Consider the following 16,199-nt stretch of genomic DNA (forward strand, 5'->3'; position numbering starts at 1 on the left):
TCCGACGCGCGGCCTATGAATTTCCATTATCTGCGTATAGAATTCCGCACCCGAAAAGTGAGCGTTCATACGGATATGGGTCACCTGGAAGACTTGTTGCAGATGGAGGCAGCGGTTCTTTTCGCTAAGGCCAATAAGAAGCGTATTGCCAGGGAGTTTACCAATCCCGCCATCTACCTTCCTGATCGGTCACCGGTTTCTGTCTTTATGTCCGGCTGTGCTGGCGCCGGTAAGACCGAAGCGGCAAGCGAATTGATTAGTGAGCTGGACGCAAACTCTGGGTTTCGTACGATGCGTATAGACCCGGATGATTTACGCGGTCATTTTGATGGGTACATTGGCACGAATTCTTGGATGTTCCAGAGGCCAGCTTCGATTCTGGTTGACAAGATTCATGACATGGCGTTAGAACAGAGCCAGTCTTTCGTTCTCGATAGCACATTGTGCAATTTCGATAAGGCTGACCTGAACATAGCTCGCTCCCTTAAGAAAGACCGTAAATGCGTGATCATGTTTGTCTACCAGAAGCCTGAATTGGCTTGGCGGTTCGTACAGGCTAGAGAGCGCAAGGAGGGGCGTAGGGTCCCTCCGGAAGTTTTTGTTGAACAGTTTTTCGCTGCTAAAGACGTTGTGAACGCCCTGAAGGCAAAATACCGCAACCGATTACAGGTAAACCTGCTCATCAAAAACACTGATGCTTCCTTGCAGATCACTGAGGAAGACATAGACTCAATCCATGGCGACCTGCACGTCGGTTACGATCGTCAGGGCCTACTCAAGCACCTCAAGGCTGGGGCAATGTTATGAAAAAAGTGCAAGCCGCTCGTTCGACTCCGTTCTCCGAGTTTTTCCGCAGCGCATCTACTGACAAGAAGAAGAGCGTCTATGCAGTCGTTCTGCAGCGCGCAACTGAGCGTCAACTGAATGTGCTAAAAGCTGGATAAGCTTTTGCTCAGCCACAAAAAAAGCCGCAGTGATGCGGCTTTTTTTATGCTTTTAAATCAGCTCTGTCCGGCATTTTTGGCGGCAGTCCCACGTTGATTTTGCGCAGGCGCAGATAACGTTGCGTCATCTTGGCGTCGGTGTGGCCACCGAGCTTCTGTGCGTCGTTGCCCTGGTCATCGGTATCGGAAAGCGACTTCGCGCGCAGGTCGTGGAGACTGGCATCTTCGACGCCAGCTTTCTTGCAACTGATCGCAAACGCATCTTTAACCGAACTGTAGTGCACCGGTTTTCCGCCGCGCGGCGAGCAGAACAAAGTTAGCCCGCGGATCTTCCGTGGGAGCGCCTTTGCCCGGGCCACCAGGTCCTCCAGGTCTGGCGTCATCTGCACCAGCAGCCTCGCATTCGTCTTCTCCTGTTTGAAGGCGATGCCCTCGGGGCTGATGTCGGCCAACCGGATGGCCAGCACGTCACCTATGCGCTGGCCGGTCAGGTAGCACATCTCGTAGATGACGCGCATGTTGTCGCTTGAGTTGGCGCAGATCGCCTGGAACTCGCCGTGGGTGATGTACCTGTCGCGCTTGTGCTCCAGGTGCCGCCGCACGCCGATGCACGGATTCGAATCAACGATCTGCTGCTCCAGGGCGTAAGTAAACACCGCACGCAGCACCGAGATCACCCGGTTCGACATGTTAGGCGTATCCGCCATGTGAATCTTGAGCGCGACGACGTGCCGCTGCAGTACCTCGCGGGGCTCGAAGTCGGCGAAGTTTTCCTTCAGTCGTTCGCATGCCGCTTCGTACTGCTTGAGGGTGTTCGGCTTGAGGGGCGGCTTCGTCCTGGTGCGCATCTGTTCGAGCGCATCGTCGATCAACTTCGGCATGCCGCCCTGGCTGCCCTTGTCCAGCAGCTTGGCGTACTCGGCCAGTGATGCCTGAAAGTCGGTGCCCAGGCGTTTCCACTTGCCCTTGCGGACCAGATAATAAGCGCCATGCTTCTGGTACATGCACGCCGGCAGGTGCCGGTCCTTCTTGCGCGGACGCATCGATCTTCACCTCAACTCAGCCGAAGCTCCGGCCCCTTCCTTGATTGAATACCACCCAGCCGCCCGATGACAACCTGGCGCAGCACCTTCGGGTGCCCATCACCACCTACCGCGAACCCGTAGCGCTCGGCGGTCAGCCACTTTATCTGCGCCCCTGGCTTCTTATAGCCGGTCAGGTCGGCAACTTCCTCTGCTGTCAGAAACATACCTACCTCCTTTCGTGTCGCGACACGCTTTCTTTGTGCGTGGATAGTGTCGCGACCTTGATGATCATTGACGCGTGGCCTTACCTGGTGGCAGTGCTGGTTTCGATTCGATGAAGCTGCTAGCGCTGTTCTCGCCGCCAATGTGGCGGAAGTAGTCGATCTCGACCTTGGCACTCTCGATCAGCACGCGACTGATGTCGGAGACGGATTGGGCGCGGGATACCTCCTTGGCCAAGTCTTCGTCAGTGGCTTCACGCACCGCTTCAAGCTGTGCAAACAGGTGGTCGCGCAGATCGCTCAGTTTGTTCTTCATGACTTTCTCCTCTTGATCTCTTTTTTGATTTCGTTCTGCAGGTGAAGGATGTCGACTAGTTCTTCGGGCAGATCCTTGTGTTTTGCGTGACGACGTATTTGGTTCTCGGAGCGCGTGCGCAAACAAAGGTTGTCCAGCTCAACATTCCGAACATTCCCGTCCTTTGCCGCTACGATCATCCCTTCGGGGACAGGGCCGTTTGTCTGCTCCCAGGTGTGTGTATGCAGCGGCTTCCAAACATCCGGTTGGGCAACCTTCACCAGGATGTATCGCCCCTTCTGATGTATTGCTCCGACCGGCCTCGGGTCTTGGCCAGGTGGCTTGCCGCGCTTTTCCCAAGCCGAGAAGAATGCTTTTCTGGAAGACTCCGCGCGATGAGCCGCGCTCTTCCTAATCCCCAGCCCTTTAGCTCTTTGGCAAATTGCGGTAAGGGTGCGACCAGGTAGGAGATTCAACATGGAGTCATTGCCACCGGCTTCGTAAAACCGCCGAATAATGCCGTCCTCCGCTTCGCTCCAGCGCTTTGTTTGGCGCCCGCCTGCATCCTTACGCACGACAGTGGTCCTGCTGAAAATGGTCAGCCAGCACCCGGCGTGCGTCGATACCGCACGATGCCGACATTGCGTAGATCTGCCCGAACGTGGTTTCCCGGCGCTGCAAAGCATTGAACAACTCGATCAGGCGCTGGCCCTTGGTTCCGTTGAGGCGGGTCATAGCTGGAACCTCTCGTCGCCTGGTGCGGGGGCGGCCTGCAATGGGGCGATTTCAGCCGATGAACTGGCCTGAGAGGCCCGGCCCGCCTCGCTTGAGGGGGTGGCCTGCTGCTGGTGCTGAAGCGAGCTATCCGGCAAGCAACTGATCCCGGTGTTGTTCAAGATCCAGCAGGTGACGCCGCGGGCGGTGTCGTGTTGAACGTCGACAAACTGCTCGCCGGCGGTTGCTTGGCCAGCGATCAGTAACAGGGCGGTGAGGATCAGTCGGCGCATGGCGCATCCTCCATTAGGTTGCCGGTGGTCAACCCGAACACCGCCGCTTCCGTGCCCAGCGCTTTCCGGCCGTAAGGGAGTTGGGCAATCAGGGGATGGGCGTCGTTCAGGCTGGGCAACTCGAAGACCACGGTCAGGAATGCCGGCTCGCTACCCACCATCTTCACGCGGTCGTCGATGTGCATGGAGCGGGATTTAACCGGGGTGGTGACGGTGTTGGCCAACGCATCCAGTAGGATCTGCTGGCGGTTCTGCCCATCCAGGTACTGGCGCACCGCCTGGACGAATACGCTGTTCATGCTGCGATCGCTGGCGGTCGCTGCCGCTTCAATGTCGGCGCGCAGGCCGTCTGGCAGGCGCACTACAAACTTGTCGGCGGTGCGGGAATCGTAATTTGTGGTGCTCATGCTGATACTCCAGGCTCGGTCTTGGTGGCTTTGATGGCCAGGATCACGATGAAAGCAGAGCCCAAGAAACTTGAGGCGGCCAACGCCGGGTGGCCACTGACAATCAGCGCATAAATTTGAAACCCTGTGGAAAGCACGCTCACCCATGCGTGATTCAAAACCTTTTTGGCGGTATCACCTTTGATCGCGCCGCACAGAGCGCCCAGCCAGCACAGGACGTTCATCGCGACAACGACATAGAACGCAAAGTCCTGTGCCGCTGCTGAGCCCATAAGCAGGCACAGGCTAAGCGCCAGGCTGACCAGTACAGAAAACAGTTTGTTTTTCATGGTTCATACCCTTGAAGGCTAGGCGCTACGCGCCCAAAGCAATTGAATGATTGAATTAACAAAGGATTCTGCGGACAGGGCGCGCGAGCCGCTCGTAGAGCTTGACGTCGTTGGTGAGCCAGCCATCTCCAAAGTCCATGCCGTAGGCGCCGTAGGCGGAGCGCTGCGTGCTGCTGATGTACCAGTCCTTCTCGAACGATTCAGGCAGGTACAGGTAGCCGTGATGCAGCTCGCCAGAGGAGGGCAAATAGAAGTCGTTATGCCCGTCGCAGGTGTAGGCATACGCAGCGTCGGCGGCCGGGTGGGAACCGTCGCGATTGACCAGGATTGCGGTGTTCTCGCGACCGTCGATGTTGCTGGTAGCCTCGACACTGGTGCCGTGCTCGCCATAGGCGTGCTTGCCCACGTCCTTAGCGGCGAAGATGATGTGGCACAAGCCTTCAGGGTAATGGCGAAGACCGCCGTAGAGCCCGCCCTGGCCCGGCCAGTAGTCGCCGATGGCTGGCGGGGTGAGTGAATCCGGTGCGAACTTCTTGAGCGCCTCGGCAAATTGATCTTTTACGCTCGGCAAGAAGGTAACGGCCGGCGCCTCGGCCTCAAGAATGTTGACCGTCAGGTTCAGGGTTCTGATGTTGAGCAGTGGTGCTTTCATGGGGGGCTCCTGGCTGACTCCACAAAATTGCGGAGTCGCCGTTAGTGGTCGGTTACTTGCCGATACCGATGAATGGGGTGGCGCTGCCGCTGGTCATGTACACGGGCAGCTTCCCGTCCCACTTCTCGATCGCGTTCAGCTCAACAACGCCCGGGTTCTTGCGCAGCGCCTCACCACGGATGTTCAGTGACTCGGCTTCGCCCTGGGCCTTGAGGATTGCTGCGTCCTTGTCGCCTTGGGCGGCGGCGCGCACCTTGGCAGCCTCGGCCTCGGTCTGGCGCAGTTCGTTCTCGCGCTGCTGGGCCTTTTGGGTGGCGGTGATGCTGTTGTTCAGAGCCTCGACAACCTGCGGCGGCAACACGATCTCGCCATTTAGGTAGAGCGACTCGACCACGATCCCCTTGCTGTCAAAGTGCTGCTGGACCTGGGTTTCGATAGCCTTCAGGAATGCCTCTTTGCCCGGGCCGTACACCTCGGACGCCTTTACCTTCGAGCCGGCGTTATTGAAGGCATTGCGCACCACCTGCGGCACGTTCACCTGGATGATCTCGTCCATCGACTTGCGGTAGGTCTGGAATAGCAGGGGAGCAGCCCCGGGCTTGGCGCGCAGCGTGATGCCGATCGGCGCACTGATCGTCATCCCGTCGCGGTCCTGGAACTTGACCTGCTGCAGGTTGAAGTTCTGGGCGAACGTCGGGAAGAGGAACAGCTCCTCGTTCGGTGTCAGCCACTTGTAGCCGACGGTGGCCTCGGTGGGTGCCACGCCCTTGTCACTGCCCATCAGGTTGACGATCACGCCGGTGTAGCCGGCAGGTACCTTCGAGCAGCCCGCCGTGACGGCGAGCAGGCACAGCATTGCAATGGCGGCGATCCGCTTCATTGGTCTTTCTCCTGGGTGTTGGCCGATTGGCCAGGTTTGGGTGTGGTGATATGCAGGTACAAGCAGGCGCTGGCGATCAGCCAAACAGCGGTACCGAAGAAACCGCCGACGACATCAAGGTCAGAGCTGCTGCTGATAAGGTCGCGCGCTGCAAAGAACAGCCAGCCGGCGGACACGCTGACGTAGAGCAGGATCGCTATCAGCACCTTGAACAGCTGGAACGGGGTGATCGGTTTACGAGACATTCACTTTCTCCAGGGCGAACAAAGGCCCGCCGCGTTGTTGGCTTTCGCAAAAAATCAGATTGGGTTAGGCGGCTTGAGCGGCCTCGATGCGGCGGACGGCCACGCGGGTTTCGATACGGCGCTCACCTGGGCGGCGGATGCGACCGAACTGTTCAGTGTTGGCTTGTTGGGCGGTGATCACCATGCAAAGCAGCACGACCAATGGGCTGATGACACCCTTGCGCATTGCCTCCGCCACCAACTGGGCGCGGCGAGTTACGCCGAGCTTTGTCGATGCAGCGAGAACGCGCTTCTTGATGCTTTCCGGCTGAACGCCCAGGTCTCGCGCCAGCTCTTTGCTGGTCTGGCCCATGGCAATCCCCAGCACGCACTGCAGCTCACGCAGGGCCAGGCCCATGCCAAGGTGGCCGGTCCAGTTACCGCTGGTGATTGAGGTTGCTGCGTTCATGTTGGTAGCTCCATGCGGGTTACGATGGAGTGAAATTTACAATCAGTTATTTGTAATTGCAAACGTAATTTGTAATTGATGGCAAAATAAAGCCGCCCTGGAGCGGCTGAGCGCGATCAGCGAGAGAACATACCCCACCAGAAAACGTGCCCGATTATGCTGATTTGTTCGTCCTGCACGTCCTGGAATGAATAGTCTTCGTCCGGATGGTCATCACGATTGAAACTCCTCAATCGAATACCGTTAGGCAACCTGTATACCTGCTTGATGCGGAGCTGGCCGTTATGGTTTAGCGCGTACATCTCACCATCCACAATGTCGCTGATAGAGGTTTTACCAACGTTAACTCCAACGGTTGCGCCGTCTCGAAGCACCGGAAACATTGAGTTTCCGCTCACCATCACGCACTTTGCATTGTTGAATTGTACGTTATTTTGTCGAAGGTCTTTTTTAAAAAAACGCAGGTTGGAGGCGCTGCTCTCTTCAATGGCGAACCTTCCAGATCCAGCCGATAACTCAACCTCTCGCAGCAAAGGGACGAAGACCTCATCCGGTTCGAGCGGGGTCTCATCATCCCAAACCGAAATTTCCCCTTGCATGACAGCTTCGCCAGCGCCTGGTTCTAGCCCAAGCCTTCTCAATACTTCAGGAAAGGGGCCACTGAGTAGGCCGCTTGCTGTCAGAAGTTGATGCGATGGGATTTGGAGGACCTTTGCTATTTCCACAAGCTTTTTGGGGCGTGGAAGCGATCGCCCCGACTCCCATGCCTGAACAGCCTGAGGCGTAACCCCAAGTCTTCTGGCCAGCTCGGACTGATTAAGGCCTTGCTTTTCGCGGGCCTCAGTAATGATAGACGCGGTCATAGATATGCTCATGTGCTCAGGATACAAGTAGACGTTGTAATGCTCACTGCAAATAACGTTTGTAAAATTGAAATTGCAGTTGTAGCCTTTGCAGCAATGTCATAAGTCCGCAGGGACAACCCATGAGTATTGATGCAATGAGTTCAGCGGCAAAAGCTGCCGGAAGCCAGACGGCTCTTGCGAAAGCCCTCGGCTGTACACCCCAAAACGTTCAATGGATGTGCTCAACCGGCAGCGTCCCAGCTAAACACGTCCTCAAAATCGAGACTGTCACTGGCGTTTCTCGCCACGAACTCCGTCCCGACTTGTACCCAGAACCCTCGCCAACCTTGAACGAAACTGTACGCCCAAATCCGCTCGCCCATCAGTCCACTGTTGGTGCTGGTGATTCGTACAGTGGTTCAGGAGTCATTTAAGATGACTGTACAAAAAAACAGCTGTTTTAACCCCCTTACCCATACTCGAACTTTTGCCGATCCTTAGCGCAAAAGCGCCTGACACGAAGTCAGCTCAAACGCTCTGACTTTTCTCTAGGCAACAAAAAGCCCGCTTCGCAGGCGGGCTTCTTAACCAGACCCTTCGCAGGGGTCTTCGTATCTCTTCGTCTGTAGGAGACGATCTAATGCACACAAAAAATAGCACCACTCAATCAGTAGCGCAAGACTCGCTCACGACTCAAGTGGATTTCTGCAATACGCCGATCAGCAATACAGGCACCCAAATGCTCCAGGTTGTAGCAGGGCACGACTCTCGCGATGCAATCCAAAAGGCCCGCACTCTCGCTTCTGGCCTTGGTCAACACTGCCGTCACATGCATGACAGCCTCAATTACGGCGAGATGGTTTATTGCGATGGTATGGCCACCCTGGAGTTTGTGGCGGAAAGCGTCAGCGCGATCCTCTGGTCCGTACAGCGCGGTCTGCCTTCTGAGATCGAAAGCTCAGGAGGTGACAAGTGAAGCCTCCAATGTGGAACCAGTTGCTGGTCGACGTCGAAAAGATCTTCCCATCTCAGTCAGCCAAGGGGGCAAAACTCAATCCTGAGCAGGTTGAGCAGCTGCAGTGCGTTGAGAACGCCAACGACAACTTCCAGATCAGCACGCTGTACGGCGTAGCGGCAGTAGGTGAACTCATCGCGCACGCCGCAAATCACGGCGAACTGTCCGATGAACTCGCCATGAGTGCCGGCTGGCTTATTAATTCGCTTGCACTGCTCTCTATGTCCATGGCCGAGGCCGGCGCCGCGGCGGCTTACAAGCTGCAAAACATCCCCCACCAGGGAGCCGCCAAATGAACGAGCCACTACCAACCATGCAAGAGGCTTCGCAAGAAGCGGAGTTTCAGCTGTGTGCAGCCAAAGATGTGCTCGAGTGGCAGCACGCACTGATCAAGGCCATCCACCTAGACCACCTGCACGAGGGCGGGCAAGGAATCGGCACCTTGTTTGAGGTGGCGAAGTACTTCAGTGACACGGGGTTCGGCGGAGTTTATAGCGCCATCGACCAGTTCAAGACCCTTGGCGAATCCGCGCCACAAAACTCGCAACCCGAAAACGTGGCGCGGGAAACTGGGGGGGGTGAATGAACACGATCACCATCCACCAGACCCAGCTACCGATCGTTGAGTATCGCGGCCAGCGGGTTGTCACGCTCGCCATGATCGACCAGGTGCATGAGCGACCAGATGACACGGCGGGGCGTAATTTCCGGGAACATCGCGACCGCCTGATTGATGGGGCTGACTACTTTGTATTGTCCCGATCTCAAAACAGCGAAATTCGCGGTTTAGAACAGGACGTCCCCAATCGCGGTTTGATCGTCCTGACCGAGCAAGGCTACCTGATGCTGGTCAAGTCGCTGACCGACGATCTGGCCTGGACAGTCCAGCGGCAGTTGGTGAGCAGCTACTTCCGACCTCAACAATTCGTTGTGCCGCAAACCCGGGCAGAAGCGATGCGCCTGGCTGCTGACCTCGAGGAGCAGAACGAGGTGCTGGCGCTCGAAAACCAGCAGCAGGCCAAGAAGATCGAAGCGCTGGAGAACCTGTTCATGCCCGGCGAAACGGTTCCGCAGTTCGCCAAACGCCTGAACGGCGTCAACTCCCAGTTGGTCCTCGGCTATCTACATGAGCTCAAGTGGATCTTTAACACCGAAACCGGCCCTGACCACTCGCCGAAGTACCGCGTGTACGCCATGGCGCGCGACAAGCACCTGCTCAGTGAAAAGCCCTTCAAGGTCAGCGGTGAAGGCATGACCGGATTTATTCGTTACGCCCCGGTGATGCTCGAAAAGGGCGCCCAGCGCCTGCACGACCTGTATATGGCCGAGAAGCTGCCCATGAAAAAGACCTGGGACGGCAAGTTTTTCTATACCAAATTCAACCCGGAGACGCCCCTGTGACCAAGAAAATCACCTACGAAGAACTCATGGGGCAGATCGCCGAGGCTGCGGTGAAGTACCAGCAGGCCGAGACCCAGCGCAATAGCCTGCGCCGTGAGTTGAATGCCCTCTACAAGACCTACTTCACTGCCTATGGGCATCCGTACCCCAGCGAGCCGCGCAAGCGTATCGACCCCGCGGATGACCGGTTTAGTGGCGTGTTGCGCTTCACCGATGCAGCGTTTCAGCGATGGCTTGCGGCTCGCTACTTGACCACCAGTACCAAACGAAAAATGCGGACGCTGATCCAGCGCCTGGAGCGTGCGCTATGAGCAAAGTCTTGAATTTTCCACCAGCAGCATCCGTTGAGATCATCAACGAGGCCCACTTCGAAAAGTTTGATGACGCAGCACTTATGCTGATGTCTTTCGAAAAACTGGCTGATGCAGTCGAGGTTGTATCTGAGGGTGAACAGATCCACGAACGTGACGACATCCATGTCGGCCTGATGGAGGCGTGCATGGCGCTCGCGGTGATGTTCAGGCGCCGCACTGGGCATGAAGTTCAGCAGGTATCGGCGGACCATTTGGCCCAGCAGAGACAGTGCTTGCTGGGCGGCGTTGAGATTAAGTCCTTGCCTATTCCCGTTCGCCCCCCAGCGCTCGCCCCGTTACCAACCGCAGCATTCACAGCCCTTTCGACTGCAGATCTGGCTCAGGTTGGATTCAACTACATCAGCCGATCGCATGAGCATATCAAGGGTAACTGCCCGAAACTCATTGAGCTGGATCTCGCGCGCGCACACTCGCTTGACGCCATGGGAGCGCTCGTTGTCCTGATCGAAAGGCTGACGGGTGGAGTGGCTTCGATTGCCTGCAGCGAGACGCCGATAGCCAATGCACCAGGTACGGAGACGCTGCAATGACCCGTCCTATCGAATCAACTACCGGGATTCCGGTAGTTCCGCCCACCACCGCCGAAGTGGTCGCCGGCCCCTGGCCCTGCTATTCCAACTGCCGCCATCTGCCCGAGCGCGAACGATGGGAGGTCTACGCCATGGCGAAGGCATCACGCGGCGCCCTGGAGGATCGTGGCGTCGTCATGACCGAGACCTATGACGCGTTCATTGCCCGGGTAACGCGGGAGTTGGACATATGAGCGTTCAAGCCATGTCCTGGGCCCTTACCCAACAGGTCGTCACCGATTCGCATACTCGCCATGTGCTGCTGTGCCTGGCCAACTATGCCGACCAGTCCGGTCGTGCTGCATTCCCTGCCGTTTCAAGCCTTGCGCTTGATACCGGCTTGGCACCGCGCACCGTTCAATATCGTCTACGTGAACTGGAGTCGATTGGGCTGATCAAGCGCGGAAATCAAGCGGTTGCTGCTGCGTACATCACCCAGCGGGATCGTGTTCCTGTCTGCTACGACATCGACCTTTCACGGGGTGCACAGGATGCACCCCGCACCGAGCGGGGTGCACATGAAGACGCAACGGGGTGCACGCCAGAACAGAGCGGGGTGCACGCCACGACCGAACGGGGTGCACCGGGTGCACCCAATCCACCCATTAACCACCCATTAACCATCCTTAACCAAAAAGAAGGCGCTAAGGCGCCAGAGAAGGCTGGAAAGGGGAAGGGTAAAAAGTTTGATCCGCTAACGGCCAGACCATCGAATGCATCGGTGCAGGCCTGGGCTGACTTCTGTGAAATGCGAAAAGCCAAACGGGCACCACTGACCCTGCGAGCTTGCGAGCTGATCGCCAAAAAGTTGGCTAACCACCCGGAACCCGATGCGGTGTTGGATAAGTCCACCACCAGCAGCTGGTCGGACATCTACCCAGAATCGGTGCTGCCTGGTGCTGGCGCCAAGAATGGTAAGCCGTCGGCGTTCAACAATCTGCCCACCCACACCCCTGATATGTACCAAGGAGGCGAAGATGGCCCAGCGTTCTAATTTCCGCCGCCAGCCTGAGCAGCGCACCTTCGCCGGCGAGTGCCCGGTCCACGGCGCGGTTGATCGCTCCGAGGTTGAGCAGTTCGACGGCTCTATGGCTGTCCGACCATGCAAACAATGCCAGTTCCATGGCCTGCGCGTAGCGTCACGGGGAAGCGACGAACATTCGCAGGCGCTGGCCAACCTGCAAGCCGAAAGCGTCAACAGCGCGCTTGTAGGCTCCGGCATCACGCCGCGGTTTGCCGATAGCACTCTCGCGACCTACCGCGCCGCGACACCAGCTATGACTCTGGCGCTAGAAACGTGCCAGGGCTATGCCGACAACTTCGGCGAACACTTCCAGGCGGGGCGCAACCTGCTGCTGTGCGGGAACGTCGGTAACGGCAAGACGCACCTGGCCAGCGGCATCGTCCAGCACGTCATTCGTCAGCACCGGGCCGTCGCAGTGATCACCACCGCCGCCGAGATCATCCGCGTGTTCAAGCGCTCGATGGATCGCACTGCCGGTTACACCGAGGGCGACGTGATCAACGAACTGGCGAGTTTCGACCTTCTGGTGATCGATGAGGTTGGCGCTCAGGCGGGCACCCACTACGAGCTGTCGGTCCTGCATGAGGTGCTGGATCGCCGTTACAACCTGATCCGCCCCACGGTGGTGGTCTCCAACATGAACGCGAAGGGCCTAGGCCAGTACATCGGCGAACGTGCCCTGGACCGTTTGCGCGAGAACAAGGCGCTGTTGGTCGGCTTCACCTGGAAATCGGCAAGGGGGCGCGCATGAACGACTATCGCGAGTTGTACAGTGACGAGGCGGAGCACGCGCTGCTCGGCGCCCTGATGCTGGATGGCGAACTGTTCGACTCGATCACTGCCAGCGTTACCGCGGCGGACTTCCACGATCCGGAGAACGCGGCACTGTTCCAGGTGATGACTGAGCTGCACGCCACCGGCGAGCCGGTAGACCCCGTCACCCTCCATAACTTCAAGCCGGTACTGCCGAGTGGTGGCACAACCATCGCTTACGCTGCGGAATTGGCGAAGAACACACCCAGTACAGCCAACTGGAAGGCATATGCCCGAACAGTGAACGAGCGGGCAGTACTCCGGCGCCTGGTTGACGCCGCCGATGCTGTGCGTGACTCCGCCAGCGAGAACCGGCCGGTGGCAGAGATCATCGCAAGTGCCCAGCAAGCCATGGCCGACCTGCGCGACCTCGACACCGGCGAGCCGGACTACAAGCGCATGGATGAGGTGGTAGCCAGAAACATCGACATCATTGACGCCAAGTACAACGGGAGTGTGCAGTCGGGGTTATCTACTGGCCTGGTGGAACTGGACAAGCTGGTCCGTGGGTTGCGCAAAAAGACCGTGACTATCGTTGCGGGCCTGCCCGGGAGCGGCAAGACGACACTGGGCCTGCAGATCGCCCAGCACATCGCCTGCAATGGTCTGGGCGTCGGCATGGTGTTCTCGCTGGAAATGCCAGAGGAGGAACTGGCCAACCGAGCTCTGGCGTCACTCGGCAGTATCGATCTACAGCTGCTCGACAACGGGAAGCTGGAGGACGACGACTGGCCTCGGCTGACTTCCGCGGTCAACAAGATCATGGACAAGCCTCTTTACCTCAGTGACAAGTCTGGCCTCACCGTGCCGCGCATCCGGAGCATCTGCCGGCAAGTCAAGCGCAAGCACGGCCTCGATGTGGTGATGATTGACTACATCGGCCTGATCGGATCTGACGGTAATGCGTTCAACCGCACCTCCGAGCTCGGCAAAATTTCCACCGGCATCGTAAACATCGCCAAGGAACTGGATGTTCCGGTGATCCTGCTGGCCCAACTCAACCGTGATTCGACCAAGCGCCCGGGCAAGAAGCCGATCGCCTCGGACTTGCGCGACTCAGGCCAAATCGAGGCCGATGCCCACTGCATCATTCTTGTTCACCGCGACATGGACAGCGAGGAGGGCCAGAACGGAGCGACAGAGCTGCTTATGCCCAAGTGCAGGCACGCACCGGTGGGCTCGTGCATCGTTCAACAGCAGGGCAAGTTCGCCAGGTTCGTGAACTTCGCTGGGCGGGAGCCCACCCAGGAAGAGGTGGAGATCGGCCGCCCCTTCTCCGAGCAGTACAAGGGGAGGAAGAAAGGATGAACGATCTGGTGAAAACCCTAACCGTCGTCATGACTGACGCCGAGATTCGGCGGCAGGCTGAACGGCCGCATGTTCGAGCGCTTCGTGACGCTCGGCACCCGTCGCTGCATTTTCGTTATTCCACTGTAGATCGCGCCAAAGGTTCGTGGCACGTCGTGGTGGGCAAGGTCTGGGGGAAGGCAGGTAATTATCCGGACATCAATGCCAAGGCGATGCTGGCGACGTTGCCGGCCATCCTGGTACGTCGGGCCGCCGATCCTTTGGCGAAGTCCACGGCCACCAACTGGTCAACGGTGGGCGAGCTACTGTCCTGGTATCTGGAACGCATGACGCGCGACCGGGCTCTGTCCGAGAAGCGCAAGGCCAGCGCCAAGTCGGCCTTGAAGCGGCACCTGCAGCCACGTCTCGGTCAACTGCCGCTGACTGGGTTGAACAGACCGGCCATTGACCGGCTGCTGCTGATGCCGATGCAGGAGCGTTACGCGCTGTCGTTCGTGCGCTCGGTCTGGGGCGTCCTGGGTGTAGCTGTGCGGCAGGCCTATCGCCTGGACCTGTTGGCCGTTAATCCCCTGGCTGGCCTGGAGTTCACCGACTTCGTGCGGACCAAGATCAAGGCGAAGGCGGCGCGGCTTCACTCCGATGACGTGCCTGTCCTGCTGGACCTGCTGGTCGAGCACTTCGACGATTCGCCGGCGGCATGTGTGTTGGCTGGGCTGATGCTCTGTCACGGCACGCGCTTGGGTGAGACCCGCCTGGCCCGCTGGAAGAACATCAACACCGACACGGGTAAGTGGTTCATCCCGGCGGCGGACACCAAAACCAAAGCAGCGCACACCCTGCCACTGACCGCCCAGGCCAAGGCGCTGATCGAGCGGTACCGGCTTGTGCAGCGGGAGAAGGGTTACACCGGACAGTTCCTGTTCCCAGGGGCCTCCGGCCAAGCCCTCAGCGCGACGAAGGCCAGCACCCTGTTCACGCACCTGTCCCACGGCGAATGGTCGAGCCACGACCTGCGCAAGGTGGCCCGTACCGCATGGACTGATCTGGGCGTTGACTACATGGTCGGCGAGCTGCTGCTGAACCACGCCATGAAGGATCTCGACCAGGCCTATATCCACACGTCCGCCGAGCAGCTCAAGCGGCAGGCTCTGGAGACCTGGCACGCATACCTCGATCAACGAGGTTTTAAGGCTTTGCACGGTGGGACATTAGCGAGACACGAAGGGGAGGCGCCACCCGTAGAAACCATGAATAACGAGGCTTCCAGCGTAAATCGGTATCCACTTCCGAGGAGGAGGTTTTTAGTTCAGGGCGACACCAAGACCACAACAAACAATCAGCCAGGAGACGGCAATGAGTAACGTAACGGCGGCATTGCCGCGCAAGAGCCTGCTGGAACATGAACGCAAATTCCTGAAAATTGCCGGGGATGGCCTGGCCCAGGAGAAGGTTGGTGGTGCTGCGGCGCTGGCCTGCCTTCTGGATATGGTCGCCAGCTGGCACGCCACCAGGATCAACATCGAGTTTGGTGATTACTGCAAGCGATGGGTGTCCGAGGGCAACGCCAAGAGCAAGTCAGCGGACAAGTTGTTGCGCAACATCCTTGGCCTGGATGACAACCCACCGCCACGCCGAATTCGGAGGGCTGCCTGATGAGCGTGTATCGAGATGCAGCGCATTGCATCAGCCGGGTGATGTCTATCGAGATCCACGACGGCACCAAGAAGGCGTCGTGGCAGCGCAAGTACAAGGCGACATTCGACGATGAGTTGCTGGGAGGTGGGGTAAGTGACGATCTATCGCCGGAGGAGCGGCTTACGCAGGATTCGATGACCCGATCCACCATCAAGAGAGAGCTGCCTGAGATCCAGTGGCAGGCTCTGGTGGGCAAGTATTCAATCAACCAGAATGAGGTAAGGGATGCAGCTGCGTACTTAACCCCTCGGGTTGTTAGTCCTGCTCATCAGTTGTTCAAGACGAAGTGTGTCATGGCATGGATGATCCCGGAGCGCCGGAACGGACTACCCGCATCGTTCTACGTGCTGCACAGTTGGGATGCCGAAGGAACGCCTGAGCGAACCTTGCGCCGCTGGCGTGCCACCACTAAGGCTTGGCTGGATGATCAGGTTGCTGCCGCACACTTCGGGGTCGAGGCTCTGCTCGAAGATCGTGGTTTGTTGTTCAGAGACGTGGCTTGACAGTGACCGAGTGACCGCGTAGATTTCGAACCTGCGGTTTGGTGCATCACAGGATGACAACCAGACAAAGAAAACCCGGCCATTGTGTCGGGTTTTTTTATGCCCAGAATTTGTTGCGTGAGCCATAGCTAGGGTGGGCCTTCGGGCAGGGCCTGGACGCGGTATTGCCGGTCGTCACGCGTTACGAAAGAACACCGGC

At 58.2% G+C, this 16,199-nt stretch carries 29 protein-coding genes; 16 read left to right on the top strand and 13 right to left on the bottom strand.

Annotated features, from left to right (window positions below):
* The first annotated feature begins 15 nt into the window (after positions 1–15).
* Positions 16–807: a zeta toxin family protein gene (locus GIW79_RS06320; RefSeq protein WP_236454737.1), complete on the top strand. Its 792-nt coding sequence runs from the start codon at positions 16–18 to the stop codon at positions 805–807.
* Positions 804–944: a hypothetical protein gene (locus GIW79_RS06325; protein ID WP_236454741.1), complete on the top strand. Its 141-nt coding sequence runs from the start codon at positions 804–806 to the stop codon at positions 942–944. Before GIW79_RS06320 ends, GIW79_RS06325 begins: the two co-directional genes overlap by 4 nt.
* Positions 945–988: 44 nt before the next feature.
* On the opposite strand, the gene GIW79_RS06330 is transcribed toward GIW79_RS06325, so the two are convergent.
* The 13 genes from GIW79_RS06330 to GIW79_RS06390 all read right to left on the bottom strand — a co-directional run bounded on the left by GIW79_RS06330 (position 989) and on the right by GIW79_RS06390 (position 7,370).
* Positions 989–1,987: a tyrosine-type recombinase/integrase gene (locus GIW79_RS06330; RefSeq protein WP_236454744.1), complete on the bottom strand. Its 999-nt coding sequence runs from the start codon at positions 1,985–1,987 to the stop codon at positions 989–991.
* A gap of 11 nt (positions 1,988–1,998) precedes the next feature.
* A complete protein-coding gene (locus GIW79_RS06335) occupies positions 1,999–2,193 on the bottom strand; it encodes a DUF4224 domain-containing protein (protein ID WP_105225913.1) in 195 nt (64 codons plus the stop codon).
* A 64-nt stretch (positions 2,194–2,257) separates the two neighbouring features.
* Positions 2,258–2,506: a hypothetical protein gene (locus GIW79_RS06340; protein WP_236454747.1), complete on the bottom strand. Its 249-nt coding sequence runs from the start codon at positions 2,504–2,506 to the stop codon at positions 2,258–2,260.
* Entirely contained in the window at positions 2,503–3,060 is a 558-nt protein-coding gene (locus GIW79_RS06345; protein WP_236454750.1) for an HNH endonuclease signature motif containing protein, read from the bottom strand. Before GIW79_RS06345 ends, GIW79_RS06340 begins: the two co-directional genes overlap by 4 nt.
* A complete protein-coding gene (locus GIW79_RS06350) occupies positions 3,053–3,220 on the bottom strand; it encodes a hypothetical protein (RefSeq protein ID WP_236454753.1) in 168 nt (55 codons plus the stop codon). The genes GIW79_RS06345 and GIW79_RS06350 overlap by 8 nt, the downstream gene beginning before the upstream one ends.
* The gene (locus tag GIW79_RS06355) at positions 3,217–3,492 is read right to left on the bottom strand and encodes a hypothetical protein (RefSeq protein WP_236454756.1); all 276 of its coding nucleotides are present in this window, start codon (positions 3,490–3,492) and stop codon (positions 3,217–3,219) included. Before GIW79_RS06355 ends, GIW79_RS06350 begins: the two co-directional genes overlap by 4 nt.
* Entirely contained in the window at positions 3,480–3,899 is a 420-nt protein-coding gene (locus tag GIW79_RS29590) for an Arc family DNA-binding protein (RefSeq protein ID WP_268934323.1), read from the bottom strand. Before GIW79_RS29590 ends, GIW79_RS06355 begins: the two co-directional genes overlap by 13 nt.
* Positions 3,896–4,228, bottom strand: a complete 333-nt coding sequence (locus GIW79_RS06365; RefSeq protein WP_236454758.1) for a hypothetical protein — start codon at positions 4,226–4,228, stop codon at positions 3,896–3,898. Before GIW79_RS06365 ends, GIW79_RS29590 begins: the two co-directional genes overlap by 4 nt.
* A 55-nt stretch (positions 4,229–4,283) precedes the next feature.
* The gene (locus GIW79_RS06370; RefSeq protein ID WP_236454761.1) at positions 4,284–4,880 is read right to left on the bottom strand and encodes a DUF1566 domain-containing protein; all 597 of its coding nucleotides are present in this window, start codon (positions 4,878–4,880) and stop codon (positions 4,284–4,286) included.
* Positions 4,881–4,932: 52 nt separating this feature from the next.
* Complete coding sequence (locus GIW79_RS06375; RefSeq protein WP_236454764.1) at positions 4,933–5,760, bottom strand: SPFH domain-containing protein; 828 nt, start codon at positions 5,758–5,760, stop codon at positions 4,933–4,935.
* A complete protein-coding gene (locus tag GIW79_RS06380) occupies positions 5,757–6,005 on the bottom strand; it encodes a hypothetical protein (RefSeq protein WP_236454766.1) in 249 nt (82 codons plus the stop codon). The genes GIW79_RS06375 and GIW79_RS06380 overlap by 4 nt, the downstream gene beginning before the upstream one ends.
* A gap of 64 nt (positions 6,006–6,069) precedes the next feature.
* On the bottom strand, positions 6,070–6,453 hold the full coding sequence (locus GIW79_RS06385; RefSeq protein WP_236454769.1) for a response regulator transcription factor: 384 nt from the start codon (positions 6,451–6,453) through the stop codon (positions 6,070–6,072).
* A gap of 116 nt (positions 6,454–6,569) precedes the next feature.
* Positions 6,570–7,370, bottom strand: a complete 801-nt coding sequence (locus GIW79_RS06390) for an XRE family transcriptional regulator (RefSeq protein ID WP_442968581.1) — start codon at positions 7,368–7,370, stop codon at positions 6,570–6,572.
* Positions 7,371–7,453: 83 nt separating this feature from the next.
* Between GIW79_RS06390 and GIW79_RS06395 the strand changes: the two genes are divergently transcribed.
* From GIW79_RS06395 to GIW79_RS06460, 14 genes are all read left to right on the top strand, one after another.
* Positions 7,454–7,732, top strand: a complete 279-nt coding sequence (locus GIW79_RS06395; protein ID WP_236454841.1) for a YdaS family helix-turn-helix protein — start codon at positions 7,454–7,456, stop codon at positions 7,730–7,732.
* A 206-nt stretch (positions 7,733–7,938) separates the two neighbouring features.
* Positions 7,939–8,274, top strand: coding sequence for a hypothetical protein (locus tag GIW79_RS06400; protein WP_236454772.1), 336 nt, complete (start codon positions 7,939–7,941; stop codon positions 8,272–8,274).
* Positions 8,271–8,609, top strand: coding sequence for a hypothetical protein (locus GIW79_RS06405; RefSeq protein WP_236454774.1), 339 nt, complete (start codon positions 8,271–8,273; stop codon positions 8,607–8,609). The genes GIW79_RS06400 and GIW79_RS06405 overlap by 4 nt, the downstream gene beginning before the upstream one ends.
* Positions 8,606–8,899 (top strand): hypothetical protein, encoded by a 294-nt coding sequence (locus tag GIW79_RS06410; RefSeq protein ID WP_236454776.1) that lies wholly within the window; start codon positions 8,606–8,608, stop codon positions 8,897–8,899. The genes GIW79_RS06405 and GIW79_RS06410 overlap by 4 nt, the downstream gene beginning before the upstream one ends.
* Positions 8,896–9,714 carry an ORF6N domain-containing protein gene (locus GIW79_RS06415; protein ID WP_236454778.1) on the top strand — a complete coding sequence of 273 codons (819 nt, stop codon included), beginning with the start codon at positions 8,896–8,898 and terminating at the stop codon, positions 9,712–9,714. The genes GIW79_RS06410 and GIW79_RS06415 overlap by 4 nt, the downstream gene beginning before the upstream one ends.
* Positions 9,711–10,025 carry a hypothetical protein gene (locus tag GIW79_RS06420; protein WP_236454780.1) on the top strand — a complete coding sequence of 105 codons (315 nt, stop codon included), beginning with the start codon at positions 9,711–9,713 and terminating at the stop codon, positions 10,023–10,025. The genes GIW79_RS06415 and GIW79_RS06420 overlap by 4 nt, the downstream gene beginning before the upstream one ends.
* A complete protein-coding gene (locus GIW79_RS06425) occupies positions 10,022–10,618 on the top strand; it encodes a hypothetical protein (protein ID WP_236454783.1) in 597 nt (198 codons plus the stop codon). Before GIW79_RS06420 ends, GIW79_RS06425 begins: the two co-directional genes overlap by 4 nt.
* On the top strand, positions 10,615–10,851 hold the full coding sequence (locus GIW79_RS06430) for a hypothetical protein (RefSeq protein ID WP_236454784.1): 237 nt from the start codon (positions 10,615–10,617) through the stop codon (positions 10,849–10,851). The genes GIW79_RS06425 and GIW79_RS06430 overlap by 4 nt, the downstream gene beginning before the upstream one ends.
* Positions 10,848–11,651 carry a helix-turn-helix domain-containing protein gene (locus GIW79_RS06435; RefSeq protein WP_236454786.1) on the top strand — a complete coding sequence of 268 codons (804 nt, stop codon included), beginning with the start codon at positions 10,848–10,850 and terminating at the stop codon, positions 11,649–11,651. Before GIW79_RS06430 ends, GIW79_RS06435 begins: the two co-directional genes overlap by 4 nt.
* Entirely contained in the window at positions 11,635–12,432 is a 798-nt protein-coding gene (locus GIW79_RS06440) for an ATP-binding protein (RefSeq protein ID WP_236454788.1), read from the top strand. Before GIW79_RS06435 ends, GIW79_RS06440 begins: the two co-directional genes overlap by 17 nt.
* Entirely contained in the window at positions 12,429–13,802 is a 1,374-nt protein-coding gene (locus tag GIW79_RS06445; RefSeq protein ID WP_198834060.1) for a replicative DNA helicase, read from the top strand. The genes GIW79_RS06440 and GIW79_RS06445 overlap by 4 nt, the downstream gene beginning before the upstream one ends.
* Positions 13,799–15,163 carry a tyrosine-type recombinase/integrase gene (locus GIW79_RS06450; protein ID WP_236454790.1) on the top strand — a complete coding sequence of 455 codons (1,365 nt, stop codon included), beginning with the start codon at positions 13,799–13,801 and terminating at the stop codon, positions 15,161–15,163. The genes GIW79_RS06445 and GIW79_RS06450 overlap by 4 nt, the downstream gene beginning before the upstream one ends.
* Entirely contained in the window at positions 15,156–15,455 is a 300-nt protein-coding gene (locus GIW79_RS06455) for a hypothetical protein (protein WP_236454792.1), read from the top strand. Before GIW79_RS06450 ends, GIW79_RS06455 begins: the two co-directional genes overlap by 8 nt.
* Positions 15,455–16,000 carry a hypothetical protein gene (locus tag GIW79_RS06460; RefSeq protein ID WP_236454794.1) on the top strand — a complete coding sequence of 182 codons (546 nt, stop codon included), beginning with the start codon at positions 15,455–15,457 and terminating at the stop codon, positions 15,998–16,000. Before GIW79_RS06455 ends, GIW79_RS06460 begins: the two co-directional genes overlap by 1 nt.
* Positions 16,001–16,199: the final 199 nt, after the last annotated feature.

The sequence above is a fragment of the Pseudomonas sp. PA-7-1E genome (assembly GCF_021605325.1).
GTDB classification, from domain to species: domain Bacteria; phylum Pseudomonadota; class Gammaproteobacteria; order Pseudomonadales; family Pseudomonadaceae; genus Aquipseudomonas; species Aquipseudomonas fluorescens_BV.

Bases quoted from the DNA above. Each gene is read 5' to 3' on its own strand.
- GIW79_RS06425 (WP_236454783.1), top strand. From the start codon at position 10,022: ATGAGCAAAGTCTTGAATTTTCCACCAGCAGCATCCGTTGAGATCATC.
- GIW79_RS06445 (WP_198834060.1), top strand. From the start codon at position 12,429: ATGAACGACTATCGCGAGTTGTACAGTGACGAGGCGGAGCACGCGCTG.
- GIW79_RS06410 (WP_236454776.1), top strand. From the start codon at position 8,606: ATGAACGAGCCACTACCAACCATGCAAGAGGCTTCGCAAGAAGCGGAG.
- GIW79_RS06430 (WP_236454784.1), top strand. From the start codon at position 10,615: ATGACCCGTCCTATCGAATCAACTACCGGGATTCCGGTAGTTCCGCCC.
- GIW79_RS06355 (WP_236454756.1), bottom strand. From the start codon at position 3,492: ATGCGCCGACTGATCCTCACCGCCCTGTTACTGATCGCTGGCCAAGCA.
- GIW79_RS06435 (WP_236454786.1), top strand. From the start codon at position 10,848: ATGAGCGTTCAAGCCATGTCCTGGGCCCTTACCCAACAGGTCGTCACC.
- GIW79_RS06450 (WP_236454790.1), top strand. From the start codon at position 13,799: ATGAACGATCTGGTGAAAACCCTAACCGTCGTCATGACTGACGCCGAG.
- GIW79_RS29590 (WP_268934323.1), bottom strand. From the start codon at position 3,899: ATGAGCACCACAAATTACGATTCCCGCACCGCCGACAAGTTTGTAGTG.
- GIW79_RS06365 (WP_236454758.1), bottom strand. From the start codon at position 4,228: ATGAAAAACAAACTGTTTTCTGTACTGGTCAGCCTGGCGCTTAGCCTG.
- GIW79_RS06385 (WP_236454769.1), bottom strand. From the start codon at position 6,453: ATGAACGCAGCAACCTCAATCACCAGCGGTAACTGGACCGGCCACCTT.
- GIW79_RS06335 (WP_105225913.1), bottom strand. From the start codon at position 2,193: ATGTTTCTGACAGCAGAGGAAGTTGCCGACCTGACCGGCTATAAGAAG.
- GIW79_RS06340 (WP_236454747.1), bottom strand. From the start codon at position 2,506: ATGAAGAACAAACTGAGCGATCTGCGCGACCACCTGTTTGCACAGCTT.
- GIW79_RS06395 (WP_236454841.1), top strand. From the start codon at position 7,454: ATGAGTTCAGCGGCAAAAGCTGCCGGAAGCCAGACGGCTCTTGCGAAA.
- GIW79_RS06415 (WP_236454778.1), top strand. From the start codon at position 8,896: ATGAACACGATCACCATCCACCAGACCCAGCTACCGATCGTTGAGTAT.
- GIW79_RS06330 (WP_236454744.1), bottom strand. From the start codon at position 1,987: ATGCGTCCGCGCAAGAAGGACCGGCACCTGCCGGCGTGCATGTACCAG.
- GIW79_RS06350 (WP_236454753.1), bottom strand. From the start codon at position 3,220: ATGACCCGCCTCAACGGAACCAAGGGCCAGCGCCTGATCGAGTTGTTC.
- GIW79_RS06455 (WP_236454792.1), top strand. From the start codon at position 15,156: ATGAGTAACGTAACGGCGGCATTGCCGCGCAAGAGCCTGCTGGAACAT.
- GIW79_RS06440 (WP_236454788.1), top strand. From the start codon at position 11,635: ATGGCCCAGCGTTCTAATTTCCGCCGCCAGCCTGAGCAGCGCACCTTC.
- GIW79_RS06325 (WP_236454741.1), top strand. From the start codon at position 804: ATGAAAAAAGTGCAAGCCGCTCGTTCGACTCCGTTCTCCGAGTTTTTC.
- GIW79_RS06460 (WP_236454794.1), top strand. From the start codon at position 15,455: ATGAGCGTGTATCGAGATGCAGCGCATTGCATCAGCCGGGTGATGTCT.
- GIW79_RS06400 (WP_236454772.1), top strand. From the start codon at position 7,939: ATGCACACAAAAAATAGCACCACTCAATCAGTAGCGCAAGACTCGCTC.
- GIW79_RS06320 (WP_236454737.1), top strand. From the start codon at position 16: ATGAATTTCCATTATCTGCGTATAGAATTCCGCACCCGAAAAGTGAGC.
- GIW79_RS06375 (WP_236454764.1), bottom strand. From the start codon at position 5,760: ATGAAGCGGATCGCCGCCATTGCAATGCTGTGCCTGCTCGCCGTCACG.
- GIW79_RS06370 (WP_236454761.1), bottom strand. From the start codon at position 4,880: ATGAAAGCACCACTGCTCAACATCAGAACCCTGAACCTGACGGTCAAC.
- GIW79_RS06380 (WP_236454766.1), bottom strand. From the start codon at position 6,005: ATGTCTCGTAAACCGATCACCCCGTTCCAGCTGTTCAAGGTGCTGATA.